Below are 26,004 nucleotides of genomic sequence, written 5' to 3'. Positions count from 1 at the left end.
GCCATGACGCTGGCCGCCGGTCCCTTCGATCCGTCCGAACCGCTGCCCGCCAACCTGTCGGCCTGTCCGGCCTGCGTTGCGGCACCTTCGGCCGAGTGCATGGCCCAGATGGCCGCTCCAAAGTCCGCGCGCCTGATGCTGTCGGTGCCGCTCGCGCATTGCGCGCTCTGCATCTCGACACTGGAACAGGCGATGGCCGCCGTCCCCGGCGTCACCTCGGCCCGCCTGAACCTGACCCTGCGCCGTCTCAGCGTCGAGGCCGCCCCCTCGGTCACCGCCGACACGCTGATCGCCGCCGCCGCCCGCGCGGGATACGAGGCGCACGAGCTTGACCCCGGCCTTCTGTCCAGCACCGAAACCGACCGTCAGGGCCGCGACCTGCTGATGCGGCTGGGTGTCGCGTTCTTTTCCATGATGAACATCATGCTCCTGTCGGTCGCCGTCTGGTCGGGCGCGCAGGATGCCACGCGCGACCTCTTCCACTGGATTTCCGCCGTGATCGCGCTGCCCACGGTCGTGTTCTCCGGCCAGCCCTTCTTCAAATCCGCATGGCGGTCCTTGCGCGCAGGCCGCCTTGGCATGGACGTGCCGATCAGCCTTGCCCTGATCCTCGCCTCCTCCATCTCGCTGTTCGAGACATGGATGTCGGGCCATCACGCCTATTTCGATGCCGCCGTGATGCTCACCTTCTTCCTGTTGCTGGGCCGCTATCTTGACCACCGGACCCGCGCCGTTGCGCGCTCTGCCGCCGAGGAACTGGCCGCGCTGGAAGTCCCACGCGCCACCGTGTTGCGCGACGGCGTGGAAAGCATCGTCGGCATCACCGAAGTGCAGGTCGGCGATCTTGTCCGCGTCCGCCCCGGTGGCCGGATGCCGGTCGATGGCGTCGTGACCGAAGGCACATCGGAACTCGACCGCTCGCTCCTGACCGGCGAATCGCTGCCCGTCTACGCCGGCGTCGGCACCGTCGTCTCTGCGGGCGAGGTGAACCTGACCGGCCCTCTCACCCTGCGCACCACCGCAGCGGGCAAGGACAGCAGCCTGCACCGCATGGCCGATCTGGTCGCCGTGGCCGAATCCGCCCGCACGAAATACACCAGCCTCGCCGAACGCGCGGCGGCGCTCTATTCGCCGCTCGTCCACATCCTCTCCTTCGCGGCCTTCGGCTTCTGGATGTGGAAGACCGGCGGCGATCTGCGCTATGCCGTCAACATCTCCGCCGCCGTCCTCATCATCACCTGCCCCTGCGCGCTGGGCCTTGCCGTGCCTGCCGTGGTCACCTCCGCCAGCGGGCGGCTGTTCCGCAAGGGCCTGCTCATCAAGCAGGGCACCGCGCTGGAACGGCTGGCCGAGGTCGATACCGTGGTCTTCGACAAGACCGGCACCCTGACGATGGGCGCGCCCGAACCCACCAACATGGCCGACCACCCCCGCCACGCGGCAGAGGTCGCCTTTGCCCTTGCCAGCGCCTCGTCGCACCCGCTCGCCACCGCGCTGGCCGAGGCGGCGCGCAGCGCGGGCCTGCGCCCCGAACGGGTGGAAGACATCCGCGAAGTGCCCGGCTACGGGATAGAGGGCATCTGGAAAGGCAACCGCGTGCGCCTTGGCCGCGCCGAATGGTGCGGCGGGCAGGGGCTGGACGTGACCGCCACCTACCTCTGCACCGGCTCCGGCACCCCGCGCGCCTTCACCTTCGCCGACCGCCTGCGCCCCGGTGCCGAAGCGGCTGTCAGCGCGCTGAAGGCACAGGGCAAGACCATCAAGCTGATTTCGGGCGACGCCCCCGGCGCCGTGCGTCACCTTGCCGACCGTCTGGGCATCACCGACTGGACGGCAGGCGCGCTTCCGGCCGAAAAGGCGCAGACCGTGGCGCAGCTCACCGCCGCAGGACGCAAGGTTCTGATGGTGGGCGACGGGCTGAATGACACCGCCGCGCTCGCCTCGGCCCATGTGTCGATCTCCCCCGCCTCGGCGCTTGATGCCGCGCGGGTGGCCTCCGATATCGTGCTTCTGGGCAAGGACATGTCGCCCATCGCCGATGCCGCCCGCATCGCAGGCCAGTCTACCAAGCGCATCCGCGAGAACTTTGCCATCTCGGCATGGTATAACGTGGTCGCGGTGCCGCTGGCTCTGGTCGGCCTCGCCACCCCGCTTGCGGCGGCACTGGCAATGTCGCTCTCGTCGATCACCGTCTCGCTCAACGCGCTGAGGCTCAAGTAATGGAAATCCTCGGCATCCTGATCCCGGTCTCGCTCGTCCTCGGGGGGCTCGGCCTCGCCGCCTTCTTCTGGGCGATGCGCACCAAGCAGTTCGACGACCCCGAAGGCGACGCGAACCGCATCCTGACCAAGGATTATGACGACAAACCTAAGACCGACGCCAGACCGCGTTAGCTGATCGTCACCACCGCAGGGTCCAGCCCGTCAATGGTGACGGTGCAGACCTGCCCCCGCTCCAGCGGGCCCACGCCCGCGGGCGTGCCGGTCATGATCAGATCGCCCGGCGCCAGTTCGACCAGCCGCGACAGATAGGCAATCACCGCATTCACCGGCCAGATCATGTCGGAAAGCCGCGCCTCCTGCCGCACAGCGCCGTCGACTGTGCAGCGGATCACCGCATCCGCCGCAACAGGGCCGGGCCGCAAGGCCCCCAGCACCGCCGAGCGGTCAAATCCCTTCGACATGTCCCAGGGCCGCCGCGCCGCCTTGGCCTCGGCCTGCATGTCGCGCCGCGTCAGGTCATTTCCCGCCGCATGGCCCCAGATCAGGCTCTGCGCCTCGTCTTCCGGCACCATGAACCCGCCTTGTCCCAGCGCCACCACCAGTTCCGCCTCGTGGTGGAAATCGGCTGTGGCGGGCGGATAGGCAATCGTGCTGCCGCTGGCCACCACCGCATCTGCGGGCTTGGTGAAGAAGAACGGCGGCTCCGCCTGCGGATCATGCCCCATCTCGCGCGCGTGTTCGGCATAGTTGCGCCCCACGCAGAAGATGCGCCGCACCGGAAAGCGCAGCGCGCTCTCTGCAATCGCCACGCTGGCCGGGGCAGGGGGGGAAAAGACATAGCCGGTCATCATCATGGCCCCATCGCAAAGCATTGCACGGCCCGCGCCTGCAAACGGCGGCAGGCAAGATCGGCCTGATCCTGCGTCAGCCCCATGAAGTTTGCCTCAAACCCGCCGCCCCGCTGCACGACCTTGCGCAAGCCTTCGTTCAGCGTCGCGCTTTCGGCAAGCTGGGTCTTGAGCAGCAGACGCTCCGCCTCGGACCGGCTGCTGAACTGGCCCAGATTGATTCCCCAGTGCCGCGCGCTCGATGTCGACAGCCGGATCACCACCGGCTCCTCCACCGCCTGCGCGGCGGGGGCCTCGGCCACACGGTCAAAGATCGGCGCATTGCGCTTTGGCGCGGCGGGCTCTGCGGGGGCCATCACGGCGGCGACCTGCATCGGGTCTGTCACCAGCAACTCATCGGCGGGCAGCGCGGCAAACTGCTCGGCCTGCGCGTCAAGCGTCGGTTCTCCGGTCAAGGCAAGCGCCTGCGCATCCAGCGTTCCGGGTTCTGGCGCGGCCACGGCCGCCGCCATCATCACCGGCTCTGGCGCAACGGCTTCGGGCGCAGCCTCGGCAATGGCTTCCGGCCTTGCGGGGGGCGGCGCGCTCACCGCAGGCAGGCTCGCCGCCGGCTCGGTCGCCGGAGCGGCACTGGCCATCGCCACCGCCTGCGCATCCAGCGTGCCGGGGGCAGGGGGCTCGCCCATCGCCTCGGCCAAGGCCGCCGCGATGCTGTCCTCGATGGCGGCCACGGCCACTTCGGCGGCGGCCACCTTGCCCGCATCGGGGCGCGTCACCGGACGCGGCGAGCGTGCCACCGCCGTCTGCAGGCGGATGGTCTTGCCCGCGCCATTCGCGACTTCGGGCAGCGGATCGGCCTCGGCCATCAGCACCGCCTCGACATCCGCCGAATAATTCGGGGCGGGCGGCACCTGCGTCGGCGCATTCGACGGCGCGCGCTTAAAGCCAAGGTCCAGCAATTGCGCCATCTTGGCGTTGCGCGCAGGAGTCGAGGCCCCGCCGAACACGGTGGCGACCAGCCGCACATTCCCCCGCTCTGCCGAGGCGGTCAGGTTGAACCCCGCCGCATTGGTAAAGCCGGTCTTGATCCCGTCAGCGCCCTTGTAGGCATCCAGAAAGCGGGTGTTGGTGTTGTTCACCTGCATCAGTCCCGCATCCGCCGTGCGGCGCGAGAAGATGTTGTAATACTGCGGGAAATCGTAGAACAACCGCCGCCCCAGCGTGTTCATGTCGCGTGCGGTCGACAGATGGCCATTCGCGGTCAGCCCGTTGGCGTTCTTGAATGTCGAATTGCGCATCCCGAGGGCCTTCGCGGTGGCATCCATCCGCCGCGCAAAGCCTTCTTCCGATCCGCCGATGTGATCCCCAAGCGCCGATGCCGCGTCATTGGCCGACCGAATCGCCGCCGCGCGGATCAGGTAGCGCACCGCGATCTTCTGCCCCGGTTTCAGCCCCAGCCGTGACGGGGGCTTGGCCGCCGCACTCGGCGTCACCGTCACCAGCGTATCCAGCGTCAGCCGCCCGCGCTGGATTTCCTCGAAGGTGATATACAGAGTCAGCATTTTGGTCAGCGAGGCCGGATGCAGCCGCGTATCGGCGTTTTCGGCGTGCAACACCTCGCCCGTGCGGGCGTCCTGCACGATGGCTGCATAGGGGGCTGCACCTGACGGCTGCGGGGACGAACAGGCCGCCACCACGATCATTGCCACCAGACAAACGAAATTGCGGGCATGACGCCCCAGAAGCGTTGTCATGATGTCGTTCCTTGCTCTGCCTCGGCCCGCCCCGGTTTTTGTGGGGCGTGATTTGCAAGAACGCTAGCACAGCCGGCCATTTCGCAAAACCCCGGAAATTCAATGGCTTTGCGCTTTCCGCTCATGTTGTGGCAATTCAGGCGATCCCTTGCGCAGCCTCTCTATCTGTTGTGGGTGCGCAACAACTCACCCACCAGATCGGGCAGGCCCCCCAGATCGGCCAGTTGGTAAAACCGTGCGTGACCCTGTGGCGGATCGGCATGTTCCAACGCCCATGTCAGCCCGTGCGGCACATGCACGCCCCAGCCGCCCACATCCAGCACCGGCAGCACATCGGATTTGAGCGAATTGCCCACCATCATCGCCTGCTCGGGCGCGGTGCCGTGGCGCGCGAAGATCGCCGCATAAACCTTTGCCGTCTTGTCCGAAACGATCTCCACCCCGTCAAACAGATCGCCCAGACCCGATTGCGCCAGCTTGCGCTCCTGATCCAGCAGATCGCCCTTGGTGATCAGCAGCACCCGGTGGTCGGCCGCCAGCGCCTCGACCGCCTCCCGCGCATGGGGCAGCAACTCGATCGGGTGGCGCAGCATCTCGCGCCCCGCCGCCATCAGTTCGCTGATGACAGACGCAGGCACGCGCCCCTCGGTCACCTCGATGGCCGTCTCGATCATCGACAGCACGAAGCCTTTCACGCCGAACCCGTAATGCCCCAGATTGCGCCGCTCTGCCGCGAGCAGGCGGTCCTCCAGATGATCCTGCTCCGCATAATCGGCCAGAAGCGCCACGAACTGCGCCTGCGTCAGCCTGAAAAACGCCTCGTTCTGCCACAAGGTATCATCTGCATCAAAACCGATCGTGCTCAGGGTCATCGCCGTCTCCATGCGGCCTTCTTCATGCCCGCTTTACCGCTTTGTCGCAATGCTGTGGGCGATACCCTTTCCCCACGGCCAAAAAGCTTTATATTGCGCCCAGAACTCGGAACTTCCGAATCCCTTGGCATGAGGCACCGCTCGTGAATCACTTTCCCCTTTCCATGTCGGACAAGACCGATGGGCCGGGCAATGATGCGGGGCTGCTCACCAAGACCAAGTCCCGCACGCAGCGCCCGCCGATGTACAAGGTGATGCTGCTCAATGACGATTACACGCCGATGGAATTCGTCGTGCATGTGCTGGAACGCTTCTTCGGCCTCAACCATGCGCAGGCGTTCGAAATCATGCTCACCGTCCACAAGAAGGGCCTCGCCGTGGTGGGCGTGTTCTCGCATGAGGTGGCGGAAACCAAGGTGGCGCACGTGATGGATTTCGCCCGCCGCCACCAGCACCCCCTGCAATGCACGATGGAGAAGGAATAGGCCCCGCGCCTGTTCCGCCCTGATTATGCGCTCTGCACGCCTTGATCTCGCGCTTGAAAGCGGCACCTTCGTCTTGCCGCCCGAAGGCCCGGTCGTCATCTATCGCCCCCGCGAAGGCGATGACCTGTCCAGCATTTCCATCGCCCGCGTCTGTGTCGCCACCGGCTTCCGCCCCGATGCCGAATGGTTCGCCGCCCGTGGCTATCAGGCCGCCGAAGGCCCGCCCTATGCCGCCGCCGTCGTCTGCCTTCCCCGCTCGCGCGAGGCGGCCCGCGCCCTGATCTCTCGCGCGATGGTCGAGGTGGTGCCGGGCGGTCCCGTTGCGGTCGACGGCCAGAAAACCGATGGCATCGACAGCATCATGAAAGACTGCCGCGCGATGGGGTTGGCGCTGGCTGGCCCGATCTCCAAGGCGCATGGCAAGATTTTCGTGTTGCAGGCCGGGGCCGACCTTTCGGGCTGGGATGCCAGGCCCCAACTGATCGAAGGGGGCTTCCAGACCGTGCCCGGCGTGTTTTCCGCCGATGGCCCGGACCGTGGCTCGGCCCTGCTGGCGCAGGCCCTGCCCGAAAAACTCGGCTCCCGCGTGATCGACCTTGGCGCCGGCTGGGGCTTCCTGTCGCGCGCCATCCTCGCCCGCGCCTCGGTGGCCGAGCTCGATGTGGTCGAGGCGGAACAGGACGCGCTCGACTGCGCCAAGGTCAATATCGAAGATGCCCGCGCCCGCTTCCACTGGGCCGATGCGCGCAGCTTCAAGCCGCTGCGCCCGGCCCATTCGGTGGTGATGAACCCGCCCTTCCACGCAGGCCGCGACGCCGATCCGGCGCTGGGCGTGGCGTTTTTGCGGGCCGCCGCGTCGATGCTGGTCCCCGATGGCACGCTTTGGCTGGTCGCCAACCGCCATTTGCCCTATCATCAGCCCCTCACCACCCTGTTCCGTCAGGTGGAAGAGATCGGCGGCGATTCCGCTTTCCGGCTGACCCGCGCCAGCCACCCCGTCCGGGCGCGCTAACCCCTGTCCCAACTCCCGAGGCTCGCATGTCCCTCTCGATCTCCGGCAAGACCGCTATCGTCACCGGCGCGGCCAAAGGCATCGGCCTTGCCGTCGCCCGCCATTTTCAGGCCAAGGGCGCGAATGTGATGTTCGTCGACATCGACGAAACCAGCCTCGAGGCGGAACTGGGGGCCGAGGCGCGCGCCGAAGGCTCGGTGCGCATGTTCACCGGCGATCTGCGCGAAAAGCTGACCATCGCCAACCTGCTCTCGGCCACCATCGACGCTTTTGACAGGGTGGATATCCTCGTGAACGCCAGCCGCCGCATGGCGGTGTCCGATCCGCTCAATCCCGAGGAAGATGCGGTCGACATGCTCTGGCAGGAAAACATGATGACCAGCCTGCGCCTGTCGCAGATGACCGCCAAGCGCATGATCGCGCAGGCCGAGAAATCGGGCGAGACGGAAGGTCCGATCGGGGCCATCATCAACATCTCCTCCATCGCCGCGCATCGCACCCAGCCCGGCCTTCTGGGGTATTCCATCGCCTCCGCCGCGGTTGACCAGATGACCCGCTCGCTCGCGGTGGCTCTGGCTCCCAAAGGCATCCGCGTCAACGCCGTCGCCATCGGCTCGGTGATGAGCGCAAGCCTCAAGGCCGCGCTCAAGGATGCCCCCGATGCCCGCGATGCCATCGTCGATGGCACCCCCTTGGGCCGGATCGCCTCGCCGGATGAACTGGCCGAGGTGATGCAGTTCCTCGCCTCCGACGCCTCGGGCTTCATGACGGGGCAGGTGCTGAACCTCGATGGCGGGCGCGGCCTCTTGGACCGCGTGGGCATCCCCGCCTTCTGATCCGCGCGGCGCTATTCGGGAAACTGCGCCTTGCACTGGGCAATCGCCGGACCCGCCGCGCGCAGCAGCGCCGCCCGCTTGTCCTGCATCGACGCCAGTTTCTGCGCCTCTGCCCGCAGGTCGATCGCCTTGGGCCGTGTCTCTGTCTCCCGCACCTCGTCCCAGCAGAACGTCGGCGGGGCCGGTTCCGGCGCTGGCTCCCCCTCGGCGGGGGCAGGGGCGGGCGCGGCGGGGCATTGCACCCAACGGTCCCGATAGGTCACCACCTCCTCCAGCGCATAGCCGCGCGCCAGATTGCCCTCGCTCTCCGCGATCAGCCGGTCCAGCACCCGCACATCCCGCGTCTCGCGCGCGATGCACCGCTCTTGCGGCGTGCCGCAGGCGGCAAGCAGCACCAAAAGAACAAGACTGCGGCGCATGGCACCCTCCGATATGGCCTCGCCGCCACTCTACGCCCTTCGGCCGGCAAATGCCATGTTGGCGCGCGTCGTGGCTTTTGCTAGGCAGGGCCGACATATCTTGGGGGAAAATCCATGTCTGATCCGTATGAGGCGCGAAAGACCCGCGCGGCAAGCTGGTTCCGCACCTTGCGCGACAGAATCGTGGCCTCATTCGAGGCGCTTGAAGACAACCACGGCACCGGCACCCCCGGCCGGTTCGAAGTGACCCCTACCACCCGCGCCGATGGCGGCGGCGGCCTGATGAGCGTGATGCGCGGCGGCCGCGTGTTCGAGAAGGTCGGCGTCAACGTCTCGGAAGTCCACGGCACGCTGGGCGAGCGGGCGCAAAAGGCGATGGCCGCGCGCGGTGTGCCGGGCATGGACCGCGACCCGCGCTTCTGGGCCTCCGGCATCAGCCTCGTCGCCCATATGGTCAACCCGCATTGCCCCGCCGTGCACATGAACACCCGCATGTTCTGGACCCCCCACGCATGGTGGTTCGGGGGCGGGGCCGACCTGAACCCCGCGCTCGAATACGCCGAAGACACAGCGCATTTCCACGCCGAGATGCAAAGGGCCTGCGATGCGCATGACCCCGCCTATTACCCGCGCTTCAAGGCATGGGCCGACGAGTATTTCTTCGTCCCCCACCGGGGCCGCGCGCGCGGCGTCGGCGGCATCTTCTATGATGACCTGAACACCGGCGGCACCACCTCCGATTCATGGGAAGCCGATTTCGCCTTCACCCAAGCCGTCGGCTCTGCCTTCCTGCCCGCCTTCGTGCCGCTGACCGAACGCCGCGTCGCCACCCCCTTCACCGAGGCCGACCGCGAGGCGCAACTGATCCACCGCGGCCTCTATGCCGAATACAACCTCGTCTATGACCGCGGCACCAAGTTCGGGCTGGAAACCGGCCATGACGCCAACGCCGTGCTGATGAGCCTGCCGCCCATCGCCAAATGGACCTGACCCGATGACCGCCGACATCACCATCCACGCCGCCTATGCCTCGGTTGTCGAGGATGACGAAGAGGGCATGCTGTTCATCGGCTTTGCCCAAGGCGAAGAAGAGGATGAACCCTACGCCCTGTTCCGCCAGCCACTCGCGGGCGGGCCGGTCTGGTTCGGGGTGAATGACGAAGATTTCGGGGCCGAGGATGCCGTTCAAAGCATCGTGCAGGACGCCAGGGGCCTGACCGTCACCATCCGCCCCGATCAGGTGGCGCAGTTCGGCTGGGCCGCGACCATCGCCATCCGCATCGGCCCGCAGACCGAAGATGCCGACATCGCGCTGGATGCCCTGCGCGACATGATGGGGCCGGTCTTCGCGGGTTGAAGGGCAGGGGCGGGGGTCTCCCCGCCCTCTGCCGCAGACATCAGGCGCCGCGCACCGTGTCGATCATCAACTGCACATTAGCAGGGTCCGCATCGGGCGTGATCCCGTGGCCGAGGTTGAAGATATGCGGCCCCTTGCGGAAGGCATCGACCACCCGCCGCGTCTCGCGCACCAGATCCTCGCCGCCCGTCACCATATGCACCGGCGACAGGTTGCCCTGCACACAGCCCCCCGGCTGCACATGCTCGGCCGCCCATTCGGGGGTCACCGAATTGTCGATCGCCACGCAATCCGCGCCCACCGCCTTGCCAAAGCCGATGTAGCCCTCTCCCGCCTCGCGCGGGAAGGCAATCACCGGCAGTCCGGGGTGCAACTCCCGCAGCGCCGCAATGATCCGTGCCGCAGGTTTCAGCGCGAAATCGGTGAAATCTTCGCCCTTCAGGCTGCCCGCCCAGCTGTCGAACAGCTTCACCACCTCGGCACCGGCCTTCACCTGTTCCGACAGATACAGCACCGTCGCCTCGGTGATGATGTCGATCAGCGCCACGAACGTCTCGCGGTCCGCCGCCTTCAGCGCATGGGCCGCGCCCTGGTCTTTCGACCCGCGCCCCGCGATCATGTAGGTGGCCACCGTCCACGGCGCACCGGCAAAGCCGATCAGCGTGGTTTCCTTCGGCAATTCCCGCGACAGGATCTTCACCGTCTCGTAGACCGGCGACAGCGTGTCATGGATCGCCCCGATCGGCCGCAGCGCCTGCACCTGCGCCATCGTCGTCGTGGTCTCCATCCGCGGGCCTTCGCCCTCGACAAACCACAGCTTCGGCCCCAGCGCCTGCGGCAGCAGCAGGATGTCGGCAAACAGGATCGCCGCATCAAACCCGTAACGCCGGATCGGCTGCAAGGTCACCTCGGCGGCCAGATCGGGGGTGTAGCACAGCGACAAAAAGTCACCCGCCTGCGCCCGCGTCGCGCGATACTCGGGAAGGTAACGGCCCGCCTGCCGCATCATCCAGATCGGCGGCGTGGGAAGAATTTCGCCTTTCAGCGCGCGAAGGATGGTCTTTTCGGTCATTCTGGGCTCCTTTGTCCCATGCGTCCGCTCTGCGCCTTGCGTTGTCAAGAGTTGTCAGGCGAAGCTGACAGTTGTATGCCGGAACTCATGATGCAAAATCTGCCCACACCCGCCCAACCCCTCAAGATCGGCACCCGTGGCTCGCCCCTCGCGCTCTGGCAGGCGCATGAGGTGCGGCGCAGCCTGATGGTGGCTTTCGATCTGCCCGAAGAGGCGTTCGAAATCTGCGTCATCAAGGTGACGGGCGACCAGATTCTCGACAAGGCGCTGAAAGACATCGGCGGCAAGGGCCTGTTCACGCGCGAGATCGAAGAGGCCCTGCTCGACGGCGGCATCGACATCGCCGTCCATTCGATGAAGGACATGCCGACGATCCAGCCCGCCGGACTGATCCTCGACTGCTACCTGCCGCGCGAAGATGTGCGCGATGCCTTTGTCTCCCCCGGCGTGGCGCGGCTGGCCGATCTGCCGCAGGGCGCGGTCGTCGGCTCCTCCTCGCTGCGCCGCCGCGCGCAACTGCGGCTCAAACGTCCCGACCTGCAACTGGTCGAGTTTCGCGGCAACGTGCAGACCCGCATGAAAAAGCTGCAAGACGGCGTCGCGGTCGCCACCTTCCTCGCGATGGCGGGGCTGAACCGCCTCGGCATGGCCCATATGGCCCGCTCGGCGATCGAGACGGACGAGATGCTGCCCGCCGTGGCGCAAGGTGCCATCGGGGTGGAACGGCGGCTCGATGATGCCAACACCGCCGCCCTTCTGGCCGCGATCCACGACACCCCCACCGGCCTGCGCCTGAGCGCCGAACGCGCCATGCTCGCGCGGCTCGACGGGTCCTGCGAAACCCCCATCGCGGGGCTGGCGACGTTGGAGGGCGACACCCTGCACCTGCGCGGCGAAATCCTGCGCCCCGACGGCTCAGACGCCATCAGCGGCAGCCGCACCGGTCCGGCCACCGATGCCGCCGCCCTCGGCATCGATCTGGCCGAAGAACTCCTCTCCAAGGCCCCCGCCGACTTCTTCAGCTGGCGCTAGGGCGCGCAGCATCGCAACACACCGGCTCACAAAGACGTGGGCACCTTACGCTTTTGTCATCCCGCTGTTACATTGCGCGGATGATAGACGCGAACCTGCCCCCCTTGCCCAAGCCCGTCGCCACGGCCCTGCGCACAGCCCTTGCGCAACCGGCCCAGCGGATACGGCCCCTGTCCCTGCCAGACGGCGGGCGGGTCTGGCTGAAGCGGGTGGAACAGGCCACCGGCCGCATGCGGCTGCAAAAGGGCAGCGGCCAAAGCGCCTTCGTGGCCGAGCGCGAGGCGCTGCATCTTCTCCATGCCAAGGGCGTTCCGGTGCCAGAGGTGATCGCCGAAGGCCCCGATTACCTGCTGCTCCCCGATCTTGGCCCCACGCTTGCCAGCCTGCTGGCCACGCCAGATCACCCCGCCGCCGACCGTATGGCGGCCTTTGCCGCTGCGGGCCGCGCCTTGGCGGGGCTGCATCGCGCGGGCTTCTCGCACGGCCGCCCCGCCTTGCGCGATTTCTGCTGGTCGGGCGGACAGGTGCGGCTGATCGACCTCGAACGCTTCCGCAACCGCAGGCGCGGGGCCATGATGCGCGCACTCGATGTGGTCATCTTCACCCACAGCTGGTTCGCCGCCGATTATGGCAAGGCCGCAGGGCCAGAGCTGGATGCCGCCCTTGCCGCCTACCGCCAAGAGGCACCCGGGGGGCTGTGGCCCGCGCTCGCGCGGCTGGTGCGGTTGCTGGCCCCGCTGTCGCTGCTGGCGCGCGGCGCGCTGCGGCTTGTCAAACCCTCGCGCGATGTGCAGGCCATTCCGCCCACGCTGGCCTATCTGCGCGGGCTCACGCGCCCACGGTGACGCGGCCACGGTCGGCCAGCCACAGCCCCAGCGCGCCCAGAATGGCAATGGTGCTGCCCAGCACGGCGGTCAGCGCATAGCCGCCGATCGCCACCCCCGCGCTGAAGGCCAGGGCCGCCATCACATCGGCAACCAGCTTCTGCAAGGCCAGCATCGACGCTGCCGTGCCGGGCCGCCCCACCATCAGGTCCTGATAATAGGAAATCGGCAGGATCAGCATCGCCACCCCGCCCAGACCCGCCGGCAGGGTCATCGCCCAGATCCAGACGGAATCCGCCAGAAACGGCAGCGCGACCAGATGGCTGACATAAAGCACGGTCCCCCACAGGATCAGCGTCGGGCGCGGGATATGCGACAGGTAGCGCGGCAGCAGCAGCATGAACGGCACCTCCCACCCGGCCACCATGCCGACATAGAGCGCGGTATCCGCCGCATCGCGCCCCGCCGTTTCCGAAAACACCAGCGCGGCAAGGATCATGTAAAGCACCCCCGACGAAGTGACGGCGCCCAGACACAGCAGCCGCAGCGCCACCTCGGGCCGCGCCAGTTGCGCCAGCGCCGCGCCCAGCCGCAGGCCCGAGGGCTGGTCCTGCCAGTGCGTCTGCCCGTCACGCGGCCAATAGGCCCAGATCAGCACCAGCAGCGCCAGACTGGCCGCGCCCCCGGTGGCATAGGTCCACATCACATCGGCCCCCGCGCCAAAGGCCACGGTCCAGAACACCAGCATCACCAGAAAGGTGACAGACATCGCCGCCCGCACCGTCGCCTGAATCCCCTCGCGCTGCGTCGGGAAATCCTGCGTCGCCAGACGGTTCAGCGCAAAGGCCTGCCCGAAGATCGACGAGGCGACGGGCAGCAGGATGCCATTGGTCAGCACAAAGCTGGCCTTGCCGGGCGCAAACACCATCAGCGCCGCCCCCAGCACCCCGATCAGCGCCGTGACCAGCGCCAGCCCCCGCCGGTTCGCCCACCGGTCCGACAGGATGCCCAGCAAGACCGAGGTCGTTACCGCCACCGCCGAGGCCAGCACCAGCACCAGCGCAAACAGCGGCTCCGACAGGCCCAGAACCTCGATCCCGATCAGTGACTGGTAGGGATAAAGCGAGGCATTGATCAGCCCCAGAAGGCCGATCACCCCCGCCAGCATCCGGAACACCGGTGTTGCGAAAACCGTCTGCAGCGCGGTCACGATGCGGCTCCCCCATGCCCGGGCAAGACCTTGCCGGGGTTCATCCGGCCTGCCGGGTCCAGCGCCGCCTTCAGCGCGCGCATCACATCCAGCGCCACCGCATCCTTGCGCCGCGCCATCGAGGCGCGCTTGGACAGGCCCACGCCATGCTCGGCCGAAAAGCTGCCGCCAAGCCCGGCCACCACATCCTCGATCAGCGTGATCACCCGGTCATATTCCGCCTTGGACCCGTCGACCGGAAAGACAGTGAAGTGCAGATTGCCATCGCCCAGATGCGCGACGGTCAGCGGCTCATGCGCCTGTGGCACGGCGGCCAGCCGCGCGTGGATCGCCTCCAGAAAATCCGCCGCGCGGTCCAGCGGCACCGCGATATCGGTATCGACAAAGGGCCGCTTGGCAAAGGTGATCTCGGCCGCCGCCTCGCGCCGCGCCCACATCGCGCGCCGCTGGGCCTCGCTCTGCGCGACGATGGCATCGACGATCAGCCCCTCCTCCATCAGCGCGGCCACCGTGGTTTCCAGCACCTCGGTCAAGGGCACCGTGCCATCCGCGCGCGGCGTGCAGAACAGCGGGGCGGTGGCGGCCAGCTCTGCCAGAATGGTCACCTCGGGAATGTCGTCAAAGGGCTGGCCGAGATCGGGCCGCACCTCGGCCAGACGGCGCGTATAGCTGGCGGGCATGAACTCGAACGCCTCCACCAACCCGCCCGACGCCTCTTGCAGACGGTTCAGCAGCACCGGAGCCGCGCGCAGATCGCGCAGCGCCAGCGTGGCGGTGGCATGGGCGCGCGGGGCAGGCACCAGCTTCATCACCGCCGCCGTGATGATGCCCAGCGTGCCTTCGGCCCCGATGAACAGATCGCGCAAGGCATAGCCCGAATTGTCCTTGTGCAAGGCGCTCATCAGGTTCAGCACCCGCCCGTCGGCCAGAACCACCTCCAGCCCCAGACACAGCCCGCGCGTCGATCCATAGCGCAGCACGTTCGACCCGCCCGCATTGGTCGACAGCACCCCGCCGATCATCGCCGACCCCCGCGCGCCGAACCACAGCGGGAAATACAGCCCCTGTTCCGCCGCCGCGTCATGCAGCGTCGACAGGATCACCCCCGCCTCCACCGTGGCCGTGCGGGTCTGCGGGTTCAGCGCGCGGATGCGGTTCATCCGCTCGAGGCTCACCAGCAACCCGCCTTCGGTATAGGTGCCGCCCACCAGCCCAGTGTTGCCCGACACCGGCACCACTGGCACCCCGTGCCGCGCCGCCAGCCGCAGGCAGGCCGCCACCTCGTCGGTGCTGGCAGGCCGCGCCACCGCCAGGGGCGCGCCGTGATAGGCCCCTGTCCAGTCCTGCGCCAGACGGGCGCAATCCCCGCCCGTCAGCACATGGGCCGGGCCAAGCAGGTCGGTCAGATCGGCGATCAGGGTCATGCATCACACTCGGGGCGGGCGGACAAAGCGGGCAGCGCAGGAATGACCCTTCCCCGCGCCTGCATCAAGCCCCGTCCTGTGCCGGATACAATGTTGCACCCGCCGCCGGTGTGGAATGCGCTCCGCGCGGGAGTATTTGGAAAGCAGCAATACCCCGTCAGTCGATCTGCGCGACCAGTTCGAGGATGCGCGGGCCAAGGTTTTCCACCGCGCGCTGCACGCCCTGGGCATTGGGGTGGATGCCGTCGGCCTGCATGAATGGCGACAGCTGGCCGGGGTCGGTCGCCGCCGGATCGATCAGCCGGAAATAGCTCTCGATCAGCAGCGCGTCGTATTGCGCCGCAAGCTCCACGTAAAGCTGGTCGAAGGCGGTCTTGTAGGCGGGGCCGAAATTGCCCGGAGCCTCCATCCCGATCAGCAGCACCGGAAGGTCGCGGCTCTGCGCCTCTTGCAGGATCGCCTCGATGTTGTTGCGGGTGACCGAGGGTTGCAGCCCGCGCAGCAGGTCATTGCCGCCCAGCGTCACGATCAGCGCATCCACCTCGGGCGTCAGGCTCCAGCCCAGACGCGACAGACCCCCCGCCGAGGTATCGCCCGACACCCCGCCGTTCAGCACCGTCACCTCGGCCCCCCGCTCGGCCAGCCATGCGTTGAGTTGCGGCACCAGCCCCTCGGCCTCGGGCAATCCGTAACCTGCCGTCAGGCTGTCGCCGAGCGCGAAAACGGTCACGGGTTCGGCATATGCGGCGCTTGCGACGGAAAACGGTAACGCCAGCGTGAAGCTCAGGTTGCGGATTGCGCGCAATGCGCCATATGCAACCGGGGACAGTATAGAGGAAAACATCATGGGTCAGACCGTTCTGGCGTTGAAGGATGCGACGCTGACACTGGCAGGCAATGCCGGGCCGGTCGAGATTCTGAAGGGCATCACGCTCGACGTCGCGCAAGGCGAGACGCTGGGGCTGATCGGTCCGTCCGGGTCTGGCAAATCATCGCTCCTTATGCTGATGGGCGGGCTGGAGCGCGCCACATCCGGGTCTGTTCTGGCGCTGGGGTCGGATCTGACCGCCCTTGACGAGGATGCCCTCGCGCGCTTTCGCAGGGGGAATATGGGGGTGGTGTTCCAGTCTTTCCACCTGATCCCGACAATGACCGCGCTGGAAAACGTCGCCGTGCCGCTGGAACTGGCCGGTGTGGCCGATGCCTTCGACCGCGCCGCCGAGGAATTGCGCAGCGTGGGTCTTGGCGCGCGGCTCGACCATTATCCCAAGCAACTGTCGGGCGGCGAGCAGCAGCGCGTGGCCCTTGCCCGCGCCGCCGCGCCCCGTCCGGCGATCCTGCTGGCGGACGAGCCGACCGGCAATCTGGACGGCGTCAACGGCGCCGCGATCATGGACATGCTCTTTGGCCTGCGCGACCGCCACGGCGCCACGCTGGTGCTGGTGACCCACGCGCCCGAGCTGGCCGAACGCTGTGACCGCGTGGTGCGGCTGGCCGATGGCCGCATCTCGGGCGAAAGCCGCATGAAGGCGGCGGCAGAATGACCGGGCTGGCAGGCTGGTCCTTGGCTTGGCGTCTGGCGCGGCGCGAATTGCGCGGCGGCCTGCGCGGATTTCGCATCTTTCTGGCCTGCCTTGCGTTGGGGGTGATGGCAATCGCCTCGGTCGGCATGGTGCGCGCCGCCATCGAGGCGGGCCTGCGCGATCAGGGCGCGGTGCTTCTGGGCGGCGATGCCCAGATGGAATTCACCTACCGCTTCGCCGACGCGACCGAGCGCGCCTATATGGAGGGCATCGCCACCGCCGTCTCCGAGGTGGTGGATTTCCGCTCGATGGCGACGCGCGACGAGGAAACCGCGCTCACGCAGATCAAGGCGGTCGACGCCGCCTATCCCCTGCTGGGAGAGGTGGTGCTGGAACCCGACATGCCGCTGGCGGCGGCGCTGGCCCCCGCAAACGGCCTGCCCGGCGCGGTGATGGACAGGGTGCTGGTCGACCGGCTGGGGCTTGCCCTTGGCGACACCTTCCGTCTGGGCGTGCAGGAGTTCCACCTTGGCGCGGTGCTTCTGCGCGAGCCAGACAGCGCGGCGCAGGGCTTTACCCTCGGCCCGCGCACGATGGTGCTGACCGCCGATCTGGCGGAGTCGGGGCTGATCGGGCCGGGCTCGCTCTATGAAACCGAATACCGCATGACCCTGCCCGAGGGCACCGATCTGGCCACGCTGCGCCGCGAGACCGAGGCGCTGTTCACCGACAAGGGCATGCGCTGGCAGGACAGCCGCCGCGCGACACCGGGGGTGGAACGTTTTGTCGACCGGATGGGGTCTTTCCTCATCCTCGTGGGGCTGGCCGGTCTGGCGGTGGGCGGGGTCGGCGTGTCCTCTGCCGTGCGCGCCTATCTCGATGGCAAGGTGTCGACCATCGCCACGCTGAAGACGTTGGGCGCGGAAAGCCGGACCATCTTTCGCATCTACCTCATGCAGATCGCGGTGCTGGCGGGCCTTGGCGTTGCCATCGGGCTGACGCTCGGCACGCTGATCCCGATGCTGCTTGCGCCGGTGATCTCGGCCTCGCTGCCGCTGCCGGTGATCTTCCGGCCCTATCCGCTGCCGCTGCTGGAGGCCGCCTTCTACGGGCTGACCACCGCCTTTGTCTTCACGCTCTGGCCGCTGGCCCGCACCCGCAACCTGCGGGCGGCGGCGCTCTATCGCGGGGCGGGGCGTGAAGGCTGGGCCGGCTGGCCCGCGGCGCTGGGCGTGGGCGGGCTGCTCGCGCTCTTGGTCGGCGGGGCGGTCTGGTTCTCGGGCGTGTGGCAACTGGCGCTCGGCTCTGCCGCAGGCATCGCCGGCGCGCTGGCGGTGCTGGCGGGGGCGGCATGGCTCTTGCGCCGTGCGGCAAGCCGGCTGGCACGCTCCGCCCTTGCGCGGGGGCGGGTCGCCTTGCGCCTTGCGCTGGCCGCCATCGGCGGGCCGCGCGCCGAGGCCACCAGCGTGGTGCTGTCACTCGGCCTTGGCCTGTCGGTGCTGGCCGCCGTGGGCCAGATCGAGGCCAACCTGCGCCTTGCCATCGCGCAGGACCTGCCCGACCGCGCGCCCTCCTACTTCTTCGTCGACATCCAGCCCGACCAGATCGAGGGCTTTCTGGACCGCGTGAACAATGATCCGGCGGTCAGCCGGGTGGAAACCGCGCCGATGCTGCGCGGGGTGGTGACGCAGATCAACGGCCGCCCCGCGCGCGAGGTGGCGGGCGAGCATTGGGTGGTGCGCGGCGATCGCGGCGTGACCTATGCGGCCACACCCTCGGAAACCACCACCATCACCGCAGGCGAATGGTGGCCCGCCGACTATGACGGCGCGCCGCAGGTCAGCTTTTCGGCCGAATCCGCCGCCGAGATCGGGCTGGTGCTGGGCGATACCGTCACCATCAACATTCTGGGGCGCGACATCACCGCAACCATCACCAGCTTCCGCAATGTCGATTTCTCGACCGGCGGCATGGGCTTTGTGATGACGCTGAACCCCTCGGCACTGGCGGGCGCGCCGCATACGCATATCGCCACCGTCTATGCCGAGACAGAGGCCGAGGCGGCGATCCTGCGCGATCTGTCGCGCGCCTATCCCAACATCACCGCCGTGCGCGTCAAGGATGCCATCGACCGCGTGACCGAGGCGCTGGGCGCGATTGCCACCGCCACCGCATGGGCGGCGGCGGCGACGCTGCTGACCGGCTTTGTCGTGCTGATCGGCGCGGCGGCGGCGGGCGAGCGGGCGCGGGTCTATGAAGCGGCGGTGCTGAAGACACTGGGCGCGACGCGGGGCCGCATCCTTGCCAGCTTTGCCTTGCGCGCAGGGTTGATGGGCGCGGCGGCGGGCGGAGTGGCGATTGTCGCGGGGGGGCTCGCGGGCTGGGCGGTGATGCATTTCGTGATGGAAAGCGCCTACCGGTTCGAGCCCGTCTCGGCCCTTGCCATCATCATTGGCGGGGTGATCGCCACGCTGGTGGCGGGCCTTGCCTTCGCCCTGCGCCCGCTGGCCGCCCGCCCCGCCCAGGTGCTGCGCACGGCGGATTAGCGCGTGAAGCAAATGGTGCGCGCTGACGCGCGCGCTGTTTTTGTCTCGCGTCTGCGGCAAGGCCGCAACCCGCTCGGGCCTGCGCTCCGCGCGGGGGATATTTGAGGACGGAAAAAGGGGCCGGTCAGTGCAGGCCGATCAGGCCGGGCAGGGCGGCCATGTCGAAGAACGGGACCGCCCCCACCGCCGCCAGCCGCTCGGGCGGGGTATGGGCAGCATAGCCCATGCAGCGCATCCCCGCCGCATGGGCCGCGCGTGCGCCGGTGGGGCTGTCCTCGATCACGATGCAGCCGGAGGGGGCGACGCCGAGGCGCGCGGCGGCATGCAGGTAAAGGTCGGGCGCGGGTTTGGGCGCACCCAGCGTCTGGCCCGAATAGAGATGGCCGCGAAAGCGCGCCAGCAGGCCGGGGTGCTGGCCCAGCGTGATCTGCATCTTCTCGTCCGAGCCGTTCGAGCCCATCGCATAGGGGATGCCCGCCCCATCGAGCGCGTCGAGCACCGTCAGGATGCCGGGGATCAGCGGGGTGCCCTGCGCCAGACGGGCGTAGAGCCGGTGATAGAAGCGGTCGACCCAGTCGTCGGGCAGATCGGCCCCCGCTGCGCGGGCGCGGGCGGCGACATCGGCCATGGTGCCGCCGATGAAATCTCGGGCGATCACCGTGACCGGCAGGTGCAACCCGTGCTGCGCGAAATCATCGGCCAGCAGCTCGAAGGTCATCGGTTCGCTGTCGACCACCACGCCGTCACAGTCGAAGATCACGGCCTTGGGGGTCATCGGGGCATCCTGAGCAGGGTCACATGCGTGTCGCCATAGCGGCGCTGGTCGACAAGGTCCAGTCCCGGCGGGGGCAGGGGGGCGCTGCCCTCTTCCCAGACGATCATCGCGCCGGGGGCGAACCAGCCGCCCGCATGGCAGGCGGCAATGGCCTTTTCGCCCAAGCCCTTGCCATAGGGCGGATCAAGGAACACCAGATCGAATCCCGCGCCCCCCTGCGCGCCGGGCCGGGTCGCATCGCGGCGCAGCACTTGCGTCTCGCCCTCCGCCCGCATCAGGGCGATGTTGCGTCTGAGCAGCGCCAGCGCCGTCTTGCCCTCTTCGACAAAGCTGGCATGGGCGGCCCCGCGCGACAGCGCCTCCAGCCCCAGAGCCCCGGTTCCGGCGAACAGGTCAAGCACCCGCGCGCCCTGCACCGGCGCGTCATGCCCCCCGTTGATGAGCAGGTTGAAGATCGACTCGCGCACACGGTCAGGCGTCGGGCGCAGATGCGCCGCGGCATCGCCCGCCCCCAGCGGCGCCAGATGCAGCCCCCGCGCCCGCCCGCCGATGATCCTCATCGCAACAGCGCCTTGAGATCGGTGGCAGGGTCGGCCACCAGCGCCGCGTCGGGCGATTTCCCCGCCTCGATCAGCCGCTTGCCCACCATATAGGCGCGCGGGTCGCTCATCGCGTCCAGCGCCAGAAGCTCTGCCCCGCGGTAATACCAGAACGACACCGCGCCGCCCTCGCCGGCACGGGTCACCACTCTGTCATAGCCGGTGTTCAGCCCGGCGATCTGCAGCTTGCAGTCATACTGATCCGACCAGAACCACGGCCGCGCCTCATAGGCCACCGCCGCGCCCAGCATGTTGGCCGCCACCACCTCGGCCTGATCGATGGCATTGCCCACCGATTCCAGCCGCAGCCGCCCGCCCTGCCACGGGAACGACGCGCAATCGCCCGCCGCCCAGACCCCCGCCGCAGAGGTGCGGCCATAGGTGTCGGTGGCGATGCCGTTGTCGATGTCGATCCCCGCCATCGCCGCCAGCGCGGTGTTGGGCGTCACCCCCACGCCCACGATCACGAAATCCGCCGCGATCTCGCGCCCGTCGGCCAGAACCGCCGCCGTGACGCGCGGCCCGCCCCGCAGCCGGTCCAGCGCGGTGCCCTCCAGCACCGTCACCCCGTGGCGCGCGTGCAGGGCGCGGATATGCGCCGCCGTCTCGGGGCTGGCCACGCGCTGCAGGATGCGCGGGGCCGCCTCCAGCACCGTGACCTCCAGCCCCAGCTTCGACGCCACCGCCGCCGCCTCCAGCCCGATATAGCCGCCGCCCACGATCACCACGCGGCGGCCCGCCACGAACTCGGGCCGCATCGCATCGACATCGGCCAGCGTGCGGACGGTGTAAACCCCGTCCAGACCGCCGCCCATGGCATCCGGCAAGCGGCGCGGCGCGGCCCCCGTGGTCAGCGCCAGCGCGTCATAGGGCACCGCCTCGCCGCCCACGCGCACCACCTGCGCGCCCGTATCCAACCCCGTCACCGGCGCGCCCAGCCGCATCTCCACCCGCTGTTCGGCCCAGAACTCCGGCCCGCGCAGCCACAGCCGCTCGGCCTCCATCTCGCCCATCAGATAGGCCTTCGACAGCGGCGGGCGCTGATAGGGCGGCGCGGCCTCATCGCCGATCAGCGTCAGCGGCCCGTCATGCCCCAGCCCGCGCAGCTTGGCAGCCAGCGCCGCACCCGCCTGTCCCGCCCCGATGATCACCACCCGCATCGCCATATTCCTCTGGTCGCCCAACGGGGCGGACCCTATAACTTGCGGCAGTCGGAACGCAACGCGAGAGGGACATATCCATGACGATTTCCACGGGCGACACGCTGCCAGAGGCGACCCTGATCAAACTGGGCGAAAAGGGGCCGGAACAGGTCTCGCTGCAGGCCCTGACCAAGGGGCGCAAGGTCGTGCTGTTTGCCGTGCCGGGGGCCTTCACCCCGACCTGCCATTCGGCCCATGTTCCCAGCTTCATCCGCACCAAGGACCAGTTCACCGCCAAGGGCGTCGATGAAATCATCTGCGTCTCGGTCAACGATCCCTTCGTGATGAAGGCCTGGGGCGAGTCGACCGGCGCCAATGCTGCGGGCCTGACCATGCTCGCCGATGCCGACAGCAGCTTCACCAAGGCGATGGGCCTCGATTTCACCGCGCCCCCCGCAGGCCTGCACGCCCGCTCCAAGCGCTACGCGCTCTACGCCGAAGACGGGGTCATCAAGCAGCTTCACCTCGAAGAAGCGCCCGGCACCTGCGAAATCTCGGGCGGCGAGTCGCTTCTGGCCGCCATCTGAGCATCCCCCGGCCCCGCCCCCGCCCGGGGGTGGGGCCCTGCGCTCAATACCCTGCGGCCTTGTCCATCCGCCGCGCAAGCTCGGCATCCAGCGTGGTCAGCCCGCCCGCGTCATGCGTGGTCAGCCGCACCTTGACGGTGCGATAGACATTGAACCATTCGGGGTGATGGTTCAGCGCCTCGGCCTCCTCGGCCACCCGCGTCATGAAGGCAAAGGCCTGCTTGAAATCCTTGAACAGGAACGTCTTTTCCAGCGCATCCGCCTGCGCCTCCATCTTCCAGCCGGTGCCGAACAGCGGCAGCAGGTCGGCACGGTCCAGCTTTGGCCTCTCTGTCATGCCGGCTTGTCCTTGTTGCTCAGCGCATCGTCGAGCGCGTTGGCCCGCGCCGCAGCAGGCCGCGTCTTGATCCGGTCCCAATAGGCGGTCAGGGCCTCGTTGCGCGGGATAGACCCGAATTGCAGACCCCAGCCGATCTGGCTTCCCACATAGACATCCGCCGCGGAAAACCGGTCTCCGGCCATGAAGGGGCTTTGCGCCACATGCGCGGAAATCGCGCCGATCACGCTGTCCAGACTGCCATATCCCGTGCGCCCCGCCTCTTGCGGGGTGCCGGGTTTCCAGCCGAAAGACGTGTTCACGATCGCCTGCTCCATCGGCCCCGCCGCAAAGAACATCCAGCGGTAAAACGCGGCCCGATCCTCGGGCATCAACCCCGCTTGCGGAAAGGCATCGGCCAGATAGGTGCAGATCGCGGCACATTCCGTCACCACACGCGCGCCATGCACCACCGCAGGCACCTTGCCCATCGGGTTGATCGCCAGATAATCGGGCGATTTCATCGCGCGGCCATAGTCCAGCACGACTGTCTCGTAGGGCTGGCCCACTTCCTCCAGCATCCAGCGCACAATCCTGCCGCGCGACATCGGGTTGGTGTAAAATGTCAGGCTGTCCATGATCCTCTCCTGATATCCCGCCCCGCGCCGCTCTGTCAGTCCTCGGACCGCACCCGGCGGAAGGGGCCGTATTGCGTCAGCACTTCAATCTCCTCGTCCACCGCCGCGCGTTCCTCGCGCAGATAGCGGGCCACCGCATCGCGAAAGCCCGCATCGGCAAGCCAGTGCAGCGAATGCACAGGGGTCGGCAGATAGCCGCGCGCCAGCTTGTGCTCACCCTGCGCACCCGCCTCCACGCGGGCAAGCCCGTTCGCAATCGCCCAATCGATCGCCTGATAATAGCACAGTTCGAAATGCAGGCAGGGGTGATCCTCGATACAGCCCCAATAGCGGCCGAACAGCGTCTCGCGCCCGATGAAGTTCAGCGCCCCCGCAACGGGCCGCGCGCCGTCAAAGGCCATCACCAGCAAAATATCGTCGCGCATCGTGTCATGGAACTGCGAGAACGCCTTGCGCGTCAGATAGGGCGTGCCCCATTTGCGCGCGCCGGTATCCTGATAGAACTGCCAGAACGCATCCCAATGTGCGGGTTCTATCGCATCGCCCGTCAGCGCGCGGATGGTCAGCCCCGCCGCCCGCGCCGTCTCGCGCTCCTTGCGGATCATCTTGCGCTTGCGGCTGGAAAGCTGGGCCAGAAAGTCGTCAAAACAGGTGTAGCCGTTGTTTTCCCAATGGAATTGCTGGGTGACACGGTGCAGCACCCCCTCCACCCCTGCCAGCGCCTCGGCCTCCTCGGCCGTGCAAAAGGTGACATGCAGCGACGAAAGCCGGTTCCGCGCCGCCACCGAAATCGCCGCCGTCAGCATCACCTCGCGCTGCGCGGCGTCGCCCAGAAACCGCCGCCCCGTCGCCGGCGTGAACGGCACCGCCACCTGCAACTTGGGGTAATAGCGCCCGCCCGCCCGCTCATAGGCCTGCGCCCAGCCGTGGTCAAAGATATACTCGCCCTGCGAATGGCCCTTGGCATACATCGGCACCGCCGCCACCACGCGCCCCGCCTCGCGCAGCACCAAGGGATGCGCGGTCCACCCCGTGCCGGTGCCGGTGGAGCCGGATGCCTCCAGCGCGCTCAGGAAACGGTGGGTGGTGAACGGGTCCAACGGCCGCCCCGTCGCCTGTTCGGGCGCTGCCACCGCATCCCATGCGGCGGCGTCGATCTCGGTCAGGCTCTGGTGCAGGGTGATCTCGGTCATGGCTCCGCAGGTTCGCTGTCCGCTCAAGCGGCCCCGCAGGGGGCCGCGCCCGCAAAGACTGGGCCGCGTCCTGGCATTTTCAAGCCGGGATCGCGCTCAGATAGCCCTCGAAGGTCACATTCGCCGCAATCTGCCGCGCCAGTGCCTCCTGTTGCGGCGACCGGATCGTCCAGCACAGCACCGGCACCCCGCTTGCCCGCAACTCCAGCACCCGCGGACGGGTCAGGTCATCGCCCTGATGGCTGATGAAGGACGCCCCCACCCGGTCAAAATCCGGTATCTCGCGCAACTGCGCGCAGCGCGCTTCCGGCAGCGGCGCCCAGTCGTCCGGATCATAGCTCGATGTGGTCAGCCCCCGCGCCACCTCCGGCGCAAGCTGCGCCATCCGCGCCACCGCATGCGGGTTGAACGACATCACCGCCACATCGCCGCCATAGCCGACCAGCGCCCGCGCGACCGCCTCTTCCAGCCGCCCGTCGGTCTCGCCCATCTCGCCGGTCTGGTCCTTGATCTCGATCAGCAGCGGCACCCGCCCCGCGATCATCCCCAGCACCGCCTCCAGCGTGGGGATCGTATCGGCCCCCCCCGTCAGCCCGATCTGGCCAAGCTCTGCCGCCGTGCGCGCCGCCACCGGCCCGCGCTCTGCGGTCAGCCGGTCCAGCACCTCGTCATGGAACACCATCGCGCGGCCATCCGACGACAGTTGCACATCCACCTCGATCGCATATCCCGCCGCCACCGCCGCGCGGATCGCGGCGGGGCTGTTCTCGATCCGCCCCGCGGCCTTGTCATGCAAGGCGCGGTGCGTCACCGGCAGGCGCAAAAAGGCTGCAGGCAGGGCAGGGCGCGTGATCTCAGGCAATTTCGAACACCGCCTCGATCTCTACCGCCACGCCGAAGGGCAAGGACGCCGCCGACACCGCCGAGCGCGCATGCCGCCCCGCATCGCCAAGGGCGGCCACCATGAAATCGGACGCGCCGTTGATCACCTTGGGCTGGTCCACGAAATCGGGGGTGGAATTGACGAACCCCACCAGCTTGACCAGACGCACCACACGGTCAATCTCGCCGCCCGTGGCCGCCTTCACCTGCGCCAGCAGCGAAATCGCACAGGCCCGCGCCGCCGCAGCCCCTTCTTCGATGCCCAGTTCGGCACCCAGCTTGCCCTTGATGAACCCGTCCGCGTTCTGGCTGATCTGGCCCGAGACAAACACCTGATTGCCGGTGATGACCCAAGGCACATAATTTGCCGCCGGTGCAGGGGCATCGGGCAGCGTCACACCCAGTTCGGCAAGGCGGCTTTCGATCTTCGACATCA

The 26,004-nt window shown here is 68.1% G+C and carries 28 protein-coding genes; 12 read left to right on the top strand and 16 right to left on the bottom strand.

Going from position 1 to position 26,004, the window contains the following annotated elements:
* Nucleotides 1-3 precede the first annotated feature (3 nt).
* A complete protein-coding gene (locus G3572_RS07310; RefSeq protein ID WP_164610324.1) occupies nt 4-2,220 on the top strand; it encodes a heavy metal translocating P-type ATPase in 2,217 nt (738 codons plus the stop codon).
* Nucleotides 2,220-2,393, top strand: coding sequence for a cbb3-type cytochrome oxidase assembly protein CcoS (gene ccoS, locus G3572_RS07305; RefSeq protein ID WP_164610321.1), 174 nt, complete (start codon nt 2,220-2,222; stop codon nt 2,391-2,393). The genes G3572_RS07310 and ccoS overlap by 1 nt, the downstream gene beginning before the upstream one ends.
* Here the strand turns inward: ccoS and G3572_RS07300 are convergent.
* From G3572_RS07300 to G3572_RS07290, 3 genes are all read right to left on the bottom strand, one after another.
* A complete protein-coding gene (locus tag G3572_RS07300) occupies nt 2,390-3,070 on the bottom strand; it encodes a fumarylacetoacetate hydrolase family protein (protein ID WP_164610319.1) in 681 nt (226 codons plus the stop codon). The two genes, ccoS and G3572_RS07300, sit on opposite strands and share 4 nt — an antisense overlap.
* Before the next feature lie 2 nt (nt 3,071-3,072).
* Nucleotides 3,073-4,824 (bottom strand): D-alanyl-D-alanine carboxypeptidase family protein, encoded by a 1,752-nt coding sequence (locus G3572_RS07295; protein ID WP_164610318.1) that lies wholly within the window; start codon nt 4,822-4,824, stop codon nt 3,073-3,075.
* A gap of 161 nt (nt 4,825-4,985) precedes the next feature.
* A complete protein-coding gene (locus tag G3572_RS07290) occupies nt 4,986-5,696 on the bottom strand; it encodes an HAD family hydrolase (protein WP_435530963.1) in 711 nt (236 codons plus the stop codon).
* 164 nt (nt 5,697-5,860) lie between these two features.
* Between G3572_RS07290 and clpS the strand changes: the two genes are divergently transcribed.
* Genes clpS through G3572_RS07275 form a run of 3 tightly spaced genes read left to right on the top strand, consistent with a single transcriptional unit; the run spans nt 5,861 to nt 8,029 of the window.
* Nucleotides 5,861-6,181, top strand: coding sequence for an ATP-dependent Clp protease adapter ClpS (clpS, locus tag G3572_RS07285; protein ID WP_164611280.1), 321 nt, complete (start codon nt 5,861-5,863; stop codon nt 6,179-6,181).
* Nucleotides 6,182-6,206: 25 nt separating this feature from the next.
* Nucleotides 6,207-7,193, top strand: a complete 987-nt coding sequence (locus G3572_RS07280; protein WP_164610314.1) for a class I SAM-dependent methyltransferase — start codon at nt 6,207-6,209, stop codon at nt 7,191-7,193.
* Between the two features lie 26 nt (nt 7,194-7,219).
* The gene (locus G3572_RS07275) at nt 7,220-8,029 is read left to right on the top strand and encodes an SDR family NAD(P)-dependent oxidoreductase (protein ID WP_164610311.1); all 810 of its coding nucleotides are present in this window, start codon (nt 7,220-7,222) and stop codon (nt 8,027-8,029) included.
* 11 nt (nt 8,030-8,040) lie between these two features.
* On the opposite strand, the gene G3572_RS07270 is transcribed toward G3572_RS07275, so the two are convergent.
* Nucleotides 8,041-8,448, bottom strand: coding sequence for a hypothetical protein (locus G3572_RS07270; RefSeq protein ID WP_164610309.1), 408 nt, complete (start codon nt 8,446-8,448; stop codon nt 8,041-8,043).
* A 114-nt stretch (nt 8,449-8,562) separates the two neighbouring features.
* Between G3572_RS07270 and hemF the strand changes: the two genes are divergently transcribed.
* On the top strand, nt 8,563-9,438 hold the full coding sequence (hemF, locus tag G3572_RS07265; RefSeq protein WP_164610307.1) for an oxygen-dependent coproporphyrinogen oxidase: 876 nt from the start codon (nt 8,563-8,565) through the stop codon (nt 9,436-9,438).
* 4 nt (nt 9,439-9,442) lie between these two features.
* Entirely contained in the window at nt 9,443-9,805 is a 363-nt protein-coding gene (locus G3572_RS07260; RefSeq protein ID WP_164610305.1) for a hypothetical protein, read from the top strand.
* Between the two features lie 40 nt (nt 9,806-9,845).
* On the opposite strand, the gene hemE is transcribed toward G3572_RS07260, so the two are convergent.
* Entirely contained in the window at nt 9,846-10,877 is a 1,032-nt protein-coding gene (gene hemE / locus G3572_RS07255) for a uroporphyrinogen decarboxylase (protein WP_164610304.1), read from the bottom strand.
* 87 nt (nt 10,878-10,964) lie between these two features.
* On the opposite strand from hemE, the gene hemC reads away from it, so the two are divergent.
* On the top strand, nt 10,965-11,909 hold the full coding sequence (gene hemC, locus G3572_RS07250) for a hydroxymethylbilane synthase (RefSeq protein WP_164611278.1): 945 nt from the start codon (nt 10,965-10,967) through the stop codon (nt 11,907-11,909).
* 80 nt (nt 11,910-11,989) lie between these two features.
* The gene (locus tag G3572_RS07245; protein WP_164610302.1) at nt 11,990-12,754 is read left to right on the top strand and encodes a lipopolysaccharide kinase InaA family protein; all 765 of its coding nucleotides are present in this window, start codon (nt 11,990-11,992) and stop codon (nt 12,752-12,754) included.
* On the opposite strand, the gene G3572_RS07240 is transcribed toward G3572_RS07245, so the two are convergent.
* The 3 genes from G3572_RS07240 to G3572_RS07230 all read right to left on the bottom strand — a co-directional run bounded on the left by G3572_RS07240 (nt 12,738) and on the right by G3572_RS07230 (nt 16,214).
* Nucleotides 12,738-13,943 carry an MFS transporter gene (locus G3572_RS07240; RefSeq protein ID WP_164610300.1) on the bottom strand — a complete coding sequence of 402 codons (1,206 nt, stop codon included), beginning with the start codon at nt 13,941-13,943 and terminating at the stop codon, nt 12,738-12,740. The genes G3572_RS07245 and G3572_RS07240 overlap by 17 nt on opposite strands.
* Nucleotides 13,940-15,367 (bottom strand): FAD-binding oxidoreductase, encoded by a 1,428-nt coding sequence (locus tag G3572_RS07235; RefSeq protein ID WP_164610299.1) that lies wholly within the window; start codon nt 15,365-15,367, stop codon nt 13,940-13,942. Before G3572_RS07235 ends, G3572_RS07240 begins: the two co-directional genes overlap by 4 nt.
* A 157-nt stretch (nt 15,368-15,524) precedes the next feature.
* Nucleotides 15,525-16,214 carry an arylesterase gene (locus G3572_RS07230; RefSeq protein WP_240335461.1) on the bottom strand — a complete coding sequence of 230 codons (690 nt, stop codon included), beginning with the start codon at nt 16,212-16,214 and terminating at the stop codon, nt 15,525-15,527.
* Here G3572_RS07230 and G3572_RS07225 point away from each other — a divergent pair.
* On the top strand, nt 16,213-16,911 hold the full coding sequence (locus tag G3572_RS07225; protein ID WP_164610296.1) for an ABC transporter ATP-binding protein: 699 nt from the start codon (nt 16,213-16,215) through the stop codon (nt 16,909-16,911). The genes G3572_RS07230 and G3572_RS07225 overlap by 2 nt on opposite strands.
* The gene (locus tag G3572_RS07220; protein WP_164610294.1) at nt 16,908-19,436 is read left to right on the top strand and encodes an ABC transporter permease; all 2,529 of its coding nucleotides are present in this window, start codon (nt 16,908-16,910) and stop codon (nt 19,434-19,436) included. The genes G3572_RS07225 and G3572_RS07220 overlap by 4 nt, the downstream gene beginning before the upstream one ends.
* Nucleotides 19,437-19,560: 124 nt before the next feature.
* Here G3572_RS07220 and G3572_RS07215 read toward each other — a convergent pair whose 3' ends face one another.
* From G3572_RS07215 to G3572_RS07205, 3 genes are read right to left on the bottom strand one after another with little or no spacing between them, the layout of a single operon-like run.
* On the bottom strand, nt 19,561-20,211 hold the full coding sequence (locus G3572_RS07215) for an HAD family hydrolase (RefSeq protein ID WP_164610293.1): 651 nt from the start codon (nt 20,209-20,211) through the stop codon (nt 19,561-19,563).
* Entirely contained in the window at nt 20,208-20,771 is a 564-nt protein-coding gene (rsmD, locus tag G3572_RS07210) for a 16S rRNA (guanine(966)-N(2))-methyltransferase RsmD (RefSeq protein ID WP_164610291.1), read from the bottom strand. The genes G3572_RS07215 and rsmD overlap by 4 nt, the downstream gene beginning before the upstream one ends.
* Entirely contained in the window at nt 20,768-21,970 is a 1,203-nt protein-coding gene (locus G3572_RS07205; RefSeq protein ID WP_164610289.1) for an NAD(P)/FAD-dependent oxidoreductase, read from the bottom strand. Before G3572_RS07205 ends, rsmD begins: the two co-directional genes overlap by 4 nt.
* 80 nt (nt 21,971-22,050) lie before the next feature.
* Here G3572_RS07205 and G3572_RS07200 point away from each other — a divergent pair, with 80 nt between their 5' ends.
* Nucleotides 22,051-22,539, top strand: coding sequence for a peroxiredoxin (locus G3572_RS07200; RefSeq protein ID WP_164610287.1), 489 nt, complete (start codon nt 22,051-22,053; stop codon nt 22,537-22,539).
* Nucleotides 22,540-22,582: 43 nt separating this feature from the next.
* On the opposite strand, the gene G3572_RS07195 is transcribed toward G3572_RS07200, so the two are convergent.
* From G3572_RS07195 to G3572_RS07175, 5 genes are all read right to left on the bottom strand, one after another.
* Entirely contained in the window at nt 22,583-22,876 is a 294-nt protein-coding gene (locus G3572_RS07195) for a 4a-hydroxytetrahydrobiopterin dehydratase (RefSeq protein WP_164610285.1), read from the bottom strand.
* Nucleotides 22,873-23,493, bottom strand: coding sequence for a glutathione S-transferase family protein (locus G3572_RS07190; RefSeq protein ID WP_164610283.1), 621 nt, complete (start codon nt 23,491-23,493; stop codon nt 22,873-22,875). Before G3572_RS07190 ends, G3572_RS07195 begins: the two co-directional genes overlap by 4 nt.
* Nucleotides 23,494-23,528: 35 nt before the next feature.
* Entirely contained in the window at nt 23,529-24,686 is a 1,158-nt protein-coding gene (locus tag G3572_RS07185) for a GNAT family N-acetyltransferase (RefSeq protein WP_164610282.1), read from the bottom strand.
* 79 nt (nt 24,687-24,765) lie between these two features.
* On the bottom strand, nt 24,766-25,548 hold the full coding sequence (locus G3572_RS07180; protein WP_205518638.1) for a glycerophosphodiester phosphodiesterase family protein: 783 nt from the start codon (nt 25,546-25,548) through the stop codon (nt 24,766-24,768).
* Nucleotides 25,541-26,002: a RidA family protein gene (locus G3572_RS07175; protein ID WP_164610279.1), complete on the bottom strand. Its 462-nt coding sequence runs from the start codon at nt 26,000-26,002 to the stop codon at nt 25,541-25,543. The genes G3572_RS07180 and G3572_RS07175 overlap by 8 nt, the downstream gene beginning before the upstream one ends.
* Nucleotides 26,003-26,004: the final 2 nt, after the last annotated feature.

Source organism: Pseudotabrizicola algicola, from assembly GCF_010915705.1.
Classification (GTDB): domain Bacteria; phylum Pseudomonadota; class Alphaproteobacteria; order Rhodobacterales; family Rhodobacteraceae; genus Pseudotabrizicola; species Pseudotabrizicola algicola.
Note: the sequence above shows the minus strand (reverse complement) of the source record. Positions and strands in the feature narration are given on the sequence as shown.